The 13,746-nt window shown below is 65.8% G+C and carries 12 protein-coding genes; 6 read left to right on the plus strand and 6 right to left on the minus strand.

The window, feature by feature from the left end; translation table 11 throughout:
- Nucleotides 1-52 precede the first annotated feature (52 nt).
- The 4 genes from argC to rplM form a co-directional block, all read right to left on the minus strand.
- Nucleotides 53-1,090 (minus strand): N-acetyl-gamma-glutamyl-phosphate reductase, encoded by a 1,038-nt coding sequence (gene argC / locus ACFFJK_RS05830; RefSeq protein ID WP_379678212.1) that lies wholly within the window; start codon nt 1,088-1,090, stop codon nt 53-55.
- Between the two features lie 96 nt (nt 1,091-1,186).
- Nucleotides 1,187-2,254: a patatin-like phospholipase family protein gene (locus ACFFJK_RS05835; RefSeq protein ID WP_379678213.1), complete on the minus strand. Its 1,068-nt coding sequence runs from the start codon at nt 2,252-2,254 to the stop codon at nt 1,187-1,189.
- A gap of 416 nt (nt 2,255-2,670) precedes the next feature.
- Nucleotides 2,671-3,063: a 30S ribosomal protein S9 gene (rpsI, locus tag ACFFJK_RS05840; protein WP_028102305.1), complete on the minus strand. Its 393-nt coding sequence runs from the start codon at nt 3,061-3,063 to the stop codon at nt 2,671-2,673.
- Nucleotides 3,064-3,072: 9 nt separating this feature from the next.
- A complete protein-coding gene (rplM, locus tag ACFFJK_RS05845; protein WP_225239175.1) occupies nt 3,073-3,501 on the minus strand; it encodes a 50S ribosomal protein L13 in 429 nt (142 codons plus the stop codon).
- Between the two features lie 303 nt (nt 3,502-3,804).
- Here rplM and ACFFJK_RS05850 point away from each other — a divergent pair, with 303 nt between their 5' ends.
- The 4 genes from ACFFJK_RS05850 (at nt 3,805) to ACFFJK_RS05865 (ending at nt 7,684) form a co-directional block, all read left to right on the plus strand.
- Nucleotides 3,805-5,262: an alpha/beta fold hydrolase gene (locus tag ACFFJK_RS05850; protein WP_379678215.1), complete on the plus strand. Its 1,458-nt coding sequence runs from the start codon at nt 3,805-3,807 to the stop codon at nt 5,260-5,262.
- Between the two features lie 12 nt (nt 5,263-5,274).
- Nucleotides 5,275-6,006, plus strand: a complete 732-nt coding sequence (locus tag ACFFJK_RS05855) for an ABC transporter ATP-binding protein (protein WP_379678216.1) — start codon at nt 5,275-5,277, stop codon at nt 6,004-6,006.
- On the plus strand, nt 6,003-7,187 hold the full coding sequence (locus ACFFJK_RS05860) for an ABC transporter permease (RefSeq protein ID WP_379678218.1): 1,185 nt from the start codon (nt 6,003-6,005) through the stop codon (nt 7,185-7,187). The genes ACFFJK_RS05855 and ACFFJK_RS05860 overlap by 4 nt, the downstream gene beginning before the upstream one ends.
- 74 nt (nt 7,188-7,261) lie before the next feature.
- Nucleotides 7,262-7,684 carry an OsmC family protein gene (locus ACFFJK_RS05865; RefSeq protein WP_379678219.1) on the plus strand — a complete coding sequence of 141 codons (423 nt, stop codon included), beginning with the start codon at nt 7,262-7,264 and terminating at the stop codon, nt 7,682-7,684.
- A 151-nt stretch (nt 7,685-7,835) separates the two neighbouring features.
- Here the strand turns inward: ACFFJK_RS05865 and coq7 are convergent, their stop codons facing one another.
- A complete protein-coding gene (gene coq7 / locus ACFFJK_RS05870) occupies nt 7,836-8,480 on the minus strand; it encodes a 2-polyprenyl-3-methyl-6-methoxy-1,4-benzoquinone monooxygenase (protein WP_379678220.1) in 645 nt (214 codons plus the stop codon).
- Nucleotides 8,481-8,565: 85 nt separating this feature from the next.
- Nucleotides 8,566-9,000 (minus strand): hypothetical protein, encoded by a 435-nt coding sequence (locus ACFFJK_RS05875; protein WP_379678221.1) that lies wholly within the window; start codon nt 8,998-9,000, stop codon nt 8,566-8,568.
- Between the two features lie 194 nt (nt 9,001-9,194).
- Between ACFFJK_RS05875 and ACFFJK_RS05880 the strand changes: the two genes are divergently transcribed.
- Together ACFFJK_RS05880 and ACFFJK_RS05885 are read left to right on the plus strand one after the other, a co-directional pair.
- Complete coding sequence (locus tag ACFFJK_RS05880; RefSeq protein ID WP_379678222.1) at nt 9,195-10,100, plus strand: ABC transporter ATP-binding protein; 906 nt, start codon at nt 9,195-9,197, stop codon at nt 10,098-10,100.
- Between the two features lie 32 nt (nt 10,101-10,132).
- Entirely contained in the window at nt 10,133-13,711 is a 3,579-nt protein-coding gene (locus ACFFJK_RS05885; protein ID WP_379678223.1) for an ABC transporter permease/M1 family aminopeptidase, read from the plus strand.
- Nucleotides 13,712-13,746: the final 35 nt, after the last annotated feature.

Genomic DNA, 13,746 nt, shown 5'->3' on the forward strand with positions numbered 1-13,746 from the left:
AATGCTGCGGATGGCAGGGCCGCGCGGACGTGCGCCGCGCGGCGTTGTTGGCTTAAGGCAGCAGTGCGACTTGCTTCAGGCCGGTCGCTTCGTCAAGACCGAACATCAGGTTCATGCACTGCACGGCCTGGCCGGACGCGCCCTTCACCAGGTTGTCCTGCACCACCAGGATGACGACGGTGTTGCCCGGTTCCGGACGGTGCAGCGCAATGCGCAGCATGTTCGAGCCGCGGGTCGAGCGGGTTTCCGGATGCGAGCCGAAGGGCATCACGTCCACGAACTCGCTGTCCTTGTACTCGTTCTCGAACAGGGCCTGCAGCGCGGCGTCGTCGATGTCCTTGGTCAGGCGCGCATACATGGTGGCGTGCATGCCGCGGATCATCGGCACCAGGTGGGGCGTGAAGATCAGGCCGACCTGCTGGTCGGTGTAGCGCGCCAGCTGGGCCGAGGTTTCCGGCGTATGGCGATGGCCGTGCACGCCATAGGCCTTGAAATTGTCGCTCGCTTCCGAGAACAGCGTGCCGATCTCGGCCTTGCGGCCGGCGCCCGAGACACCCGACTTGCAGTCGGCAATCAGGTTGCCCGCGTCGATGATGCCGGCCTTGAGCAGCGGGTAGAAGCCCAGCTGCATGGTGGTCGGGTAGCAGCCCGGGTTGGCGACCAGGCGCGCGCCGCGGATGTCCTCACGGTTCAGTTCCGGCAGGCCGTACACGGCTTCCTCGATCAGCTCGGGCGCGGTGTGCGGAATCTTGTACCACTTTTCGAACGTCGCCTGGTCCTTCAGGCGGAAGTCGGCCGCCAGGTCGATGACCTTGACGCCGGCCGCCAGCAGCGCCGGCGCCTGCGCCATGGCGACGCCGTGCGGGGTGGCGAAGAACACCACGTCGCACTGGCTCAGGTCGGCCTTGTCCGGACTCGAGAACGCCAGGTCGACGACGCCGCGCAGCGACGGGAACATGTCGGCCACCGGCAGGCCGTCTTCCTTGCGCGAGGTGATCGCGGTCAGCTGCACATCGGGATGCACGGCCAGCAGCCGCAGCAATTCCACGCCCGTGTATCCGGTTCCGCCAACGATGCCAACTTTGATCATGTTCAATCCTTCAATAGTGATAATGAAGCCCTTTCGACAGCTGCCTTTGGGACGAGGCTGCAATTTTAACAGCCTTGCGCAGAGCGGGCGCCGGCGCTAGGTGCCCGCGGCGCCCGCCACCGTACCGCGCTCGGGGTAGTAGACTGCCTGCGCGTCGAGCGTGGAGCGTACACCGACCTGTCCGGCATGCTCGTCGAGCCAGCGGCTGGCGGCCTCCCGCCCGGCCTCGTGCACCTGCAGGATGAACGGCCACTCGACATTGAACTTGCTCGAGATGTCGAGGTTCGACAGCGTCCCGTTCCCAGTGATCATGTGCAGGCGCACGTCCGCAGCATGGACCTGCTCGCCGCGCTCCTCGTCGATCACGGCTCCCAAGTGCTGGATGGCGCTGACTTCGCGTATGAAGCTGATGTTGAAGGCGACTTCGGTGGCGCGATTGCTGACGTCGGCCACGCTGTGCGGCAGCTTGCTGCGCGCGATGGGGTTGTTCTGGACGATCAGGATGTCGGATCCGTCGCCGCCGCGCACCAGCGGTGACAGCGCCGGGTTGCCGACGAAGCTGCCGTCCCAGTAGGCTTCGCCATCGACCTCGATCGCGGCGAAAACCTGCGGCAGGCAGGCCGATGCCGCCACCCGCCGGGCGTCGAGTTCATCGCGCACGAACATCCTGGCCTTGCCGGTGCGGATGTTGGTGGCGGGAACGAACAGGCGGATCTCCTCGCAGCTGCGCACCCGTTCGAAATCGATCAGCGAGGACAGCAGCGCCTGCAGTGGATGCGGGCCCATGGAGGGTAACTGCGGCGCCGACTGCGGCGCCAGCATCCCGCTCATCATCTGCAGCAGGTGATAGGCGGGCGAAGCCTGCATCGAACCGGCGCCGGCCAAGTAGTCAACCGGCGTGCGCCGCAGCGGGCTGAACATGTGGGCGCCGCTGAGCGCCTGCCAGAAGCGGCGCAGTGCCTGGCGCGCGCCCTCGCGCCCGCCTCCCTGCGCATAACCGTCGGCCAGCACCGACGCGTTGATCGCGCCACCGCTGGTCGCGCTGATGGCGGCGATATCGAAGCGCCCGTCCTCGAGGATGCGGTCGAGCACACCCCAGCCGAACGCGGCATACGCGCCTCCGCCCTGCAGGCCCAGGCTGATTTTTTTGGTCGCTATCGTCACAGGAGATTCCGGCAAAGAGGAGTCGTGTGACGAGTCTACTCCGGCGCCGCAGGCGCCGACGCGCGCCAGCGTGCCGACGGCGGCGCAGCCCCTGTCGCGGCGCCTTCAGCAGCGGCTTGATGCCAGCAAGCGCATGACAGGAATGCCAGTATGCAAAAGATATTTGCTTCCAGGGCTTAGAGGGCAAATATTGTTTGCACAACCAAAGGACCGTCTCACTCCGTTGAGCCGGGCGTGATGGACTTGCTGGTCTTTCCCTGTTCATCGAGCAGAATCCGGCAGCCCATCACCCGCTACGCATGAACCATCCCGGAACGGTCCCCAAATTAAAAAGCCGCCCACCTTGCGGAGGACGGCTTCTGCAGCAGCACCCGGAGGCGCTGCCAGACAGCAGGGGAAACGCGCAGTAAAACTGATTAACGCTTCGAGAACTGCTTTGCGCGGCGTGCTTTGCGCAGGCCGACTTTCTTACGCTCGACTTCACGGGCGTCACGGGTGACGAAACCGGCACGTGCCAGGTCGCCCTTGAGGCCTGCGTCGTAGTCGATCAGGGCGCGGGTGATGCCGTGACGGACGGCGCCTGCCTGGCCCGACTCGCCACCGCCATGCACGTTGACCTTGATGTCGAAACGCTCGACGTTGCCGGTCAGTTCCAGCGGCTGACGGATGACCATCAGGCCGGTTTCGCGCGAGAAGTATTCGGCGGCCGGCTTGCCGTTCACGATGATCTGGCCGGTGCCAGCTTTGATGAACACGCGAGCGACTGCACTCTTGCGACGGCCAGTGCCGTAGTTGTAGTTACCGATCATGTCAGTTCCTTAGAGGGTCAGTGCTTGTGGTTGCTGTGCTGCGTGCGGGTGCGAACCTTCCGCGTACACTTTCAGCTTCTTGATCATTGCATAGCCCAGCGGGCCCTTCGGCAGCATGCCTTTGACAGCCTTTTCCAGGGCGCGGCCCGGGAAGCGCTGTTGCATTTTCAGGAAGTTGGTTTCGTAGATACCGCCCGGGTAGCCCGAGTGACGGTAGTAGGTCTTGGCGGTGGCCTTGGTGCCGGTCACGCGCAGCTTGCCTGCATTGACGACGATGATGTAGTCGCCGGTATCGACGTGCGGAGTGAACTCCGGCTTGTGCTTGCCGCGCAGTCGGAGTGCCACTTCGCTGGCAACACGTCCGAGGACCAAGTCCGTCGCGTCAATCACAAACCAGTCGCGCTGGACTTCATGGCCCTTAGCGGAAAAAGTTTTCATGTTGACTTCCTAATAGGTTAATGCTCACTGTGGTGGTTCCGCCCTTGCTGCAGCGGACTCTGCCTTATTATCTTCCCCGAGCAAAGGGAAAGCCCACGATGATAGCCGAACAGGAACCCGCTCGTCAATCCGCGTGTCAGTCCGATCCGCGCGACTGTGGTTTTTGCCGTGCCTGCTTTCCTCCTTGTTGTTTCTCCAGTCCGAAGCTTCCCGGATCGCATAATTTCATGCGGTAGTGCAACTAATCCATTGACCCGCAAAACGATGCCAATCTACTATGCATGCATCCTTTGAGGAGATTGTGTGAAGACAAGATCGTTCCTGCCCGCCGCCGCCCTCTGGCTGGCGGCGTCAAGCGTCATGGCGGCCGCGCCCGACAGCGCCAAGCCTGCCGCCTCAAAACCAGCCACATCGACCCGCAGCTGCCACCTGCCCGGCGTCACCGACGCCCTGCGCTGCGTGACCATGGACGTTCCGCTCGACCATGCCAACCCGCAGGCCGGCAGCCTGACACTGCATGTCACCGTCGCCCCGGCACACCGCGCGAATACCCGTAACGACCCGCTGTTCATCCTTGCCGGCGGCCCCGGCCAGGCCGGCAGCGAGGTGGTGCAGATGCTGACGCTGGCGTTCAACCGCGTCCGCGCCACCCGCGACATCGTGTTCATCGACCAGCGCGGCACCGGCCGCTCGGGCAAGCTCGATTGCAAGAGCAAGCCGGAACACGAGCTCATGAGCGAAGCGCAGCTCGACGCGGAACTGCGCGCCTGCATCGCTGCTACCCGCGCCCCGTTTGGCGCCTATACCACCGATGCCGCCGCCCGCGATACCGAACTGGTGCGCCGCGCACTGGGCTATGGCGCCGTCAACGTCTGGGGCGGCTCCTACGGCACCCGCCTCGGCCAGGCCTATGCGCGCCTGTACCCGGCCAGCGTGCGCACCCTCGTGCTCGATGGCGTCGCCGCCCCCGACCAGGTCATCCCGGCCGCCGGCCGCGACGCCCAGGCCACCCTCGACAAGATGTTCGAGCAGTGCGCCAAGGACGCCGGGTGCAAGGAGGCGTTCCCGAACCTGCGCGCGGAGTTCGACGCCCTGGCCGCGAAGCTGGAAGCCGGCGCCATCAAGCTGTCGCTGTCCAACCCGCGCACCGCGAAGCCGGTCGAGGTCAACATGACCGCAGCGCGCTTCTACGGCACCATCCACAACATCCTGTACTCGCCGGCGGACGCACGCCGCCTGCCCTTCCTGATCCATAACGCGGCGCAGGGACGCTGGCAACCCTTCGTCGCGCGCCAGAACCTGGCCAGCGACTTCGGCCTCGAGGGCAACGTGGCGATCCTTCTGCAGCTGGCGGTGGTGTGCGCCGAGGACGTGCCGCGCCTGACGCCCGAACTGCGCAAGTCTGACGACACCCAGGTGACCAGGCTGCTGACCGACCGGTTCCCGGCCATGTGCAAGGCGATGAACGTGCCCGCCGTTGCCGCACGGGCGCCGACCCCGATCGACGCGCCGGCCCTGCTGCTGTCCGGCGCGCTCGACCCGATCACGCCGCCGCACCGCGCCGCCACCGCCGCGAAGTACATGCCGCGCGCCCAGCACGTCGTCGTGGCCAACGCCGGCCATGGCGTGTCGCAGCTCGGCTGCGCGCCACGCCTGCTGCGCGCATTCCTCGACAAGCCGCAGGCCAGGCTGGACGCCGCGTGCCTGAACGAGATCCCGGCCCCGACTTTCCAGCTCGGCAGCGCCGGTCCGCAACCCTGAAGGCGACAGAACATGATTGAAGTCCACGATGTACGCAAGAGCTTCGGCGCCGTCAAGGCGCTGGGCGGCGTCAGTTTCACCGCGCGCGACGGCCAGATCACCGCGCTGCTCGGCCCCAACGGGGCCGGCAAGACCACCCTGCTGCGCACCCTGGTCGGGTTGCTCAAGCGCGACCATGGCACGATCTCGATCGACGGCGTCGATCCGGAAAAAGACCCGATGGCGGTGCGCCGCAGCATCGGTTTCCTGACCGACCAGTTCGGGCTGTACGAACGCCTCAGCACGCGCGAATACCTCACCTATTTCGGCGAGCTCAATGGCATGGAGCGCGGCGCCTTGAACAAGCGCATCGACGAAGTATCCGGGCTGCTCGGCATGGAGGACATCCTGGCGCGCCGCAGCAAGGGCTTCTCGCAAGGACAGCGCATCAAGGTCGCGCTGGCGCGCACGCTGCTGCACCGCCCGCGCCACCTGCTGCTGGACGAACCGAGCCGCGGCCTGGACGTCATGTCCACGCGCGCGCTGCGCACTGCGCTGGGCGCGCTGCGCGCCGACGGCTGCTGCGTGATCATGGCCACCCACGTGATGCAGGAAGTGACGGCCCTGTGCGAAGACGTGATCGTCATCGCCGGCGGCCACACCGTGGCCCAGGGTTCGCCCGATGAACTGTGCCGGCGTACCGGCATCGCCAACCTGGAAGACGCTTTCGTCAGCCTGGTCGGCACCGAGGAAGGAATCGCATGAAATCCAGGCTGCTGATCGTTTACCTGAAAGAGCTGCTCGAGACGCTGCGCGACAAGCGCACGCTGGGCATGCTCGCCCTGTTCACCCTCCTGTATCCGGCCATGATCGGCTTCATGCTGCACCAGGGTATCGACAAGAGCACCAAGGGCGAGCGCGAAGGCATCGAGCTGGCCGTCATCGGGGCCGCGAAGGCGCCGACCCTGATGGCCCAGCTGGGCCAGAAGAACATCACGGTCAAGGAGACGGCGCCGATGGACGAGGAGGCGATCGGCGAGCTGCTGCGCGGCAAGAAGGTAGTGGCCGTGCTGCGCCTGCCGGAGGACTTCATCGAGAACTACTACGCGATGCGTCCGGCCCGGGTCGAGGTGTGGTACGACTCGGCCACCGATACCGGCCCCCAGCGCCGCGAAGTCGAGGACGTGCTGCAAGCCTACGGGGCCAACGTCGCCAGTGCGCGCCTGCTGGCGCATGGCGTGTCGCCCGCGGCGCTGACCCCGATCCAGGTGCAGCGCTACGACACCGGCACCAATGCGGCGCGCTCGGCGGTGGTGGTAGGCAGCATCATGGGCATCCTGTTCTTCCCGGCCTTCATGCTGAGCCTGTCGGCTGCGGTCGACAGCACCGCCGGCGAGCGCGAGCGCCGCTCGCTCGAAGTGCTGATGGCGCAGCCGGCCCATACCTGGGAACTCATCGGTGGCAAGTGGCTGGCGGCCAGCACGCTGGGCATCGTCGGCGTGACCCTCGAGCTGATCCTGGCGCACGTCATCCTCAAGTGGCTGCCGCTGGAGGAGATCGGCATGTCATGGAGCCTGGGCTGGGGCGACCTGCTGCTGGTATGCCTGGTCACGGTGCCGCTGTCGCTGCTGGCGGGCGCACTGCACGTTGCGCTGGCGATGAACGCCAAGACCTTCAAGGAAGCGCAGACCATCCTCAGCATCGTCATCATCGTGCCGTTCATTCCCGGCTTCGTGGTGTCCTTCCTCGACCTGAAGACCGCGGACTGGATGTACCTGGTGCCGATGATGTCGAACCAGACCCTGGTCAAGGAGTTGTCCAAAGGGGGCGACCTCGGCGCCATGCCCTACCTGCTGACCTTCCTGTGCTCGGCGATTCCCGCCCTGCTGATCGTGGCCTTCGCGAGCTGGCGCATGAAGAGCGAGCGCTACGTGCTGGCGGTGTGAGTTTGCCGGGACGCCTGCGCAGGCGTCCCGCCTGCCTTACAATGGCCCGGCATTGAACCTAGCGGAGAAATCGAATGGAAGTGAAAGTCAGCTGGAACGGCCCGTCGGGCATGAGTTTTCGCGCCGAGACCGGCAGCGGCCACATGGTGGTGATGGATGGCGCGCCGGAAGGCGGCGGCCATAACCTGGCGCCGCGGCCGATGGAAATGGTATTGGCCGGCACCGGCGGCTGCACCGCGTACGACGTGGTGCTGATCCTCAAGCGCGGCCGCGAGGACGTGCGCGGCTGCGACGTGACGCTGCAGGCCGAGCGTGCCGAGACCGAGCCGAAGGTGTTCACGAAGATTAACTTCCACTTCACCGTCACCGGCCGCAACCTCAAGCCGGCCGCGGTGGAGCGCGCCGTCACCCTGTCGCACGACAAATACTGCTCGGCGTCGATCATGCTGGCCAAGACGGCCGAGATCACGCATACGGTGGAGATTGTGGAAGTCTGATCGCCGCCGCTTGCGCCATGACTCCCGGCGAAGGCCGGGATCCGATATTGTTTGCGTCGCGATTACCCAAGCAAATTTGGGTTCCGGCCTTCGCCGGAACGACGTACTGAGGTAGCGCGAAACGAATCTGTGCGTGCAGTCAGCGTACGTATCAAATACGATACGCCGTCGTCGTCATCACCTTCGACATCGCCTGCATCAGCATCCTGACCGGCATCGGCGTATCCGCCGCCCCCAGCGCCTGCGCCGACGCGCCATGGGCGATCTCGTCGACCCGCATCTGCTCCACGATCGCACGCGACTTCGCATCCTGCACCGGCAGGTGTTCGAGGTGCCGGTCCAGGTGCGCCTCGACCTGGCGCTCGGTCTCGACGACGAAGCCCAGGCTGTGCGGATCGCCCAGCTTGGCCGCGATGCTGCCCAGGACGTAGGAACCCGCATACCACAGCGGATTGAGGATGCTCGGCTGCGAACCCAGTTCCGACAGGCGCTCGGCGGTCCATGCCAGGTGGTCTTCTTCCTCGCGCGCCGACTTCGCGAACTGCGCGCGGATCGCCGGGCTCTTGCCGAAGCGCGCCTGCGCGTCGTACAGCGCCTGGGCGCACACTTCACCGACATGGTTCACGCGCATCAGGCCCGCGCTGTGGCGGCGCTCTTCGTCGCTCAGTTCGCAGTCGGTCGCATGCGCGCCGGGATTGGGACGGGACGACGACGCCACGCCGCCGACCACGCGCAAAGCCTTGTCGAAGCCGCTGATCAGGTCGTCGAGGGGGGAGTTGGAACGGTAAGCGCTCATGATAGGTCGATCCGGTATCTCAAAACACCATTATAGAGCCTGATGCGCGGGCCTTGCGCCAGCGTGGGCCGCCCGCACCGGCCCGCTACGGCCCCTCTGCCGGCCCCTGCGCCGCCTTCTGGCGCGCGATCCAGTCCGCCAACGGCCCGGCCGGGTCCAGCCCCGAGATGTTCTTCGCCACGCCCAGGTTCAGCTCGAGCAGGAAGGGAATCGATTCGGGCGGCACTTCCGGGCAGTGACGCCGGAAAGCATCCATGAAACGGCCGGATTCGACCACCGGCATCACCTTCTCGCCGCTCATGTACTGCAGCACGCTGGCGATGCTGTGGCCCTTGCCCAGCGCGTGGTAGATGAAGCGGTTGAAACTGCGGTCGACCTTCTTGAAGTCGATCGTCTCCTTGGTCATCAGGCCCGCCAGGTAGACCAGGCCCAGGGCCACCCGGAACCAGTCGGTCGACTCGGTCCGGTCGCGGCCCTCGCGCATCAGGGCCAGCAGCTTGTCCTGGGTGGCAGTGTTCATCCTGCCATTATCCACGTTTCCGCCAGCAAAGCGAGTGATATTAATACATGGAAACAGCACATGCGTCCTGTCACCGGAATATGCAGTCCAGCCCATCAAAGCGCCCGTGCGTCGCAGAGATGCCACAGGCGCGGTGACAATTTAATACAATGCAAGTGTTGAGAAAAGTTTATATGCGCGCTCGGGAGCATGAGATGGAATTGAAAATCCGCAATCTGTCGAAGACCTATGCCAATGGCGTGGTCGCGCTCGACCGCGTCACGCTTACCATCCCGGCCGGGATGTTCGGCCTGCTCGGCCCCAATGGCGCCGGCAAATCGACGCTAATGCGGATCCTGGCCACGCTGCAGGAATGCGATTCCGGCTCGGTCTTCCTGGACGACATCGACGTCCTCGACGAAAAGGACGAAGTGCGCCGCATGCTCGGCTACCTGCCGCAGGACTTCGGCGTCTATCCGAAAGTGACCGCTTACGAACTGCTCGACCATTTTGCCCAGCTCAAGGGCCTGTCGCACAAGCACCGCCGCCGCGAAGTCGTCGACGGCCTGCTCCAGCAGACCAACCTGTGGGAAGTGCGCAACCAGCGCCTCGGCACCTATTCGGGCGGCATGCGCCAGCGCTTCGGCATCGCCCAGGCGCTCTTGGGCGACCCGCGCCTGATCATCGTCGACGAACCGACTGCCGGCCTTGACCCGCAGGAGCGCGTACGCTTCCACAACCTGCTGTCCGAGATCGGCGAGGACAAGACCGTCATCCTGTCCACCCACATCGTCTCGGACGTGGCCGACCTGTGCGCCAACATGGCGATCATCAACAAGGGCCACGTGCTGCTGTGCGGCGACCCGCAGGAACTCATCTACGAGATCGAAGACTACATCTGGGCGCGCTTCGTCACGCGCCAGGAACTGCCGGTGTTCCAGAAGCGCCACCAGGTCATCTCCACCCGCCTGCTCACCGGCCGCACCCTGATCCACGTGTATTCCGAAAACGATCCGGGCGACGGCTTCGAGCCGGCCCGCGCCAGCCTGGAAGACGTGTACTTCGCCACCATCGCCGGCCGCGCCTTCGCCACCTCCGGCGCCGCCGCGGGGGCCTGCTGAACGATGCGTGCCGACCAACGCGTGCAGGTCCGATGAGCCCTTTGTTCGTCATCGCCCGCTTCGAGGCGGCGCAGCGCCTGCGCCTGCTCTCGACCTGGATCTATTTCGGCATCTTCCTGGCGCTGGCGATGCTGTGGATGGCCGCCGCCGGCGGCGTGTTCCGCGACCTGGTGGTCACCTTCGGCGGCCGGGTCCTGATCAATGCGCCGCGCCAGATCGCGCTGACCGCATCCTTCCTCGGCTGTTTCGGCGTGGTGGTGGTGGCGGCCGTGATGGGCCGCTCGGTGCAGCAGGATTTCGAATACGAGATGCACCATTTCTTCTTCAGTGCGCCGATCCGCAAGCACCATTACGCACTGGGCCGCTTCCTGGGCGCCTTCGCGACGCTGGCGGTGATCCTGTCGAGCATCGTGCTGGGCGCCTGGCTAGGCACCTTCATCCCCGGCATCGAGCCCGACCGCCTGGGGCCGAATCCGGTCTCGTCCTTCGCCCTGCCCTACCTGTTCACGCTGCTGCCGAACACCTTCATTTTCGGCGCCCTGTTCTTCGTGCTGGCCGCGCTGTCGCGCCGCATGCTGCCGGTGTACGTGGCGAGCATCGTCATGATGATCGGCTACATCGTCGCCCCCTCGCTGGCGCGCGACCTCGACTACAAGACCCTGGCCGCCCTGATCGACCCGTTCGGCACCACGGCGCTGCTGCGCCTCACCGAATACTGGCCGGTCGCCGAGCGCAACACGCGCCTCGTGACGCTGGAAGGGGTCTACCTCGTCAACCGCCTGCTCTGGGTCGGATTCGGGCTGGTGGTCCTGCTGCTCGGCTACTGGCGCTTCCAGACCACCGGCGGCATCGACACGCGCCAGCGCAAGAACCAGCAGCTCGCCGAGGAGCCGGTGCAACTGTCGCATACTGCCGTCGATACCCGCGCAGCGCCGGACTTCGCGCGCCGCAGCCTGGCCTTCCTGCTTGGGAAGTCGGCCTGGTACAACCTGCGCGAAGCGTGCAGGAACATCTACTTCCTGGCGCTCGCCCTGGCCGGTGCGCTGATCCTGGTGGCCAGCGCCATCGACCTCGGCTCCATCTACGGCACCAATACCTACCCGGTCACCTACATGGTGCTGGACATGATCCGCGACGTCTTCGAGCTCTACATGCTGGTCGTGACGACGCTGTTTGCGGGCGAAATGGTCTGGCGCGAGCGCGAGGCGCGCATGTCGCAGATGCTCGACGCCCTGCCCGCCCCGACCTGGCTGCCGCTGGCGGGCAAGACGCTCGCGCTGGTCGGGCTGCAGGCGCTGCTGCTCGTGATGGCGATGGTGGTCGGCATGCTCATCCAGTTGTTCAAGGGGTACTTCGGACTGGAACCGGGCCTGTACGTGCGTGTGCTGTTCACCGTGCTGCTGCCGCAGTACGCGCTGCTGGCGGTGGCGGCGATCGCCGTCCAGGTCATCGTCAACAACCGCTACCTGGCCTACTTCATCCTGATCGCGCTCTACCTCGTGGCCGGCACCGCCCAGGGGATGGGCTTCGACCATCCGATGCTGGTGTACGGCTATACCCCGCCCTTCACCTATTCGGCGATGAACGGCTTCGGCCACTACCTGCTGCGCGAGTACCTGTTCCAGCTGTACTGGGCAGGCTTTGCCCTGATGCTGATGGTGGCGGCGCGCGTACTGTGGGCGCGCGGCGTGGAATCCGGCTGGCGCGAGCGCCTGCGCCTGGCGCGCCGCAACCTGTCCATGCCGGTGCTGGCCGGCTTCGGCGCGGGCTTCGCCGTATTCGCCGGTGCCGGCGCGCTGCTCGCCTATGAACTGCATGCCGGCGGCTGGCAGACCAGCGCCCAGGTGGAGCGCCAGCGCGCCGAATACGAACTGCGCTACCGCCGTTTCGCGAAGCTGCCGCAGCCGCGCATCGCCGACGTCAACCTCGACGTGCAGATCCGCCCCGAGCAGCGCACGCTCGCCGTCAAGGGTTTCTACCAGCTGGAAAACCGCAGCGGCGCGCCGATTTCGGACATCGTCCTGTACCAGCAGCGCGGCGCGGCGATCGAGCTGCGCTTCTCGCAGCCGGCGCGGCGCGTGCTGGCCGACCCCGAACGCGGCTTTTATCACTACCGCCTGGCGCAACCGATGCAGCCGGGCGCGCGCATGGCGCTCGAGTTCACCCTCGCGTACGCCCCGGGCGGCCTGCTGGGCCTGGGCCGCGAGACCCCGGTCGTCGCGAACGGCAGCTTCTTCACCAACGAGGTCATGCCACGCATCGGCTACCAGCCTTCGGTCGAACTGGTGGACGACCGCGACCGCAAGCGCCGCGGCCTGCCTCCGAAAGACCCGATGGCCGCGCACGACGACCCAAGGGCGCGCGCCAACAACAGCCTGGGCGTGGATGCCGACTGGATCACCTTCGACGCCATCGTCGGCACCAGCCCGGACCAGGTCGCGATCGCGCCGGGCACGCTGGAACGCGAGTGGATGGACAAGGGCCGGCGCCACTTCCACTACCGGATGGACAAGCCGATCCTGAACTTCTATTCGTTCCAGTCGGCCAGGTATGAAGTGCGCCACGACCGCTGGCAGGACGTGACGATCGACGTTTTCTACCACCCGGGCCACGAGTACAACGTCGATCGCATGATCCGCGGCGCGCAGGCGGGCCTGGACTACGCGGCGCGCAGCTTTGGGCCCTACCCCTTCCGCGAGCTGCGCATCGTCGAGTTCCCGCGCTACGCCCGTCATGCGCAGGCCTTCCCCGGCACCATCCCGTTCTCGGAAAGCGCCGGTTTCATTGCCCGCATCGACAACGATTCGCCGAAGGACATCGACTATCCGTTCTATGTCAGCGCCCACGAGACGGCGCACCAGTGGTGGGGCCACCAGGTGGCGGGGGCAGACACGCGCGGCGCCACCGTGCTGTCGGAAACCCTGTCGGAGTACACGGCGCTGATGGTCATGAAGCGCGCGGTCGGTCCGCAGAAGATGCGCCGCTTCCTGCGCTACAACCTCGACGCCTACCTGATGGGCCGCGCCACCGAGCGCCGCAAGGAACTGCCGCTGGCCCGCAACGAACACCAGGACTACATCCACTACCGCAAGGGCAGCCTGGCGCTGTACCTGCTGCAGGACCTGCTGGGCGAGGACACCATCAACGGCGTGCTGCGCGGCCTGCTCAAGGAACATGCCTTCAAGGGTGCTCCCTACCCGACCGCCTCCGGCCTGGTCGACGCGCTGCGCGCGGTGACCCCGCCGGACAAGGCTTACCTGATCGACGACCTGTTCGAATCGATCGTCCTGTACGAAAACCGCGCGGTGAGCGCCACCGCGCGCCAGCGCAAGGACGGGAAATTCGAGGTCGCGATCCGGGCCCACGCGGGCAAGGTGCGCGCGGGCGAACTCGGCGACGAGAAGCCGGCGCGGCTGCGGGATTACATCGAATTCGGCGTCGACGACCGCAACGGCAACCCCCTGGTGCGCGAGCGGCGCCTGGTCGACAGGGCGGAGCAGACCGTGACGCTGGTGGTCGACACACGGCCGGGACGGGCCGGTATCGACCCCGATAACAAATTAATCGACAGAAAGCCATCAGACAATATGGTTCCTGTCGACAACCAATGATTCCCACGTTATTATTTAAAAAATATTTCAAATGA

Origin of the sequence: Massilia consociata, assembly GCF_042432755.1 — a bacterium.
GTDB lineage: Bacteria > Pseudomonadota > Gammaproteobacteria > Burkholderiales > Burkholderiaceae_D > Telluria > Telluria consociata.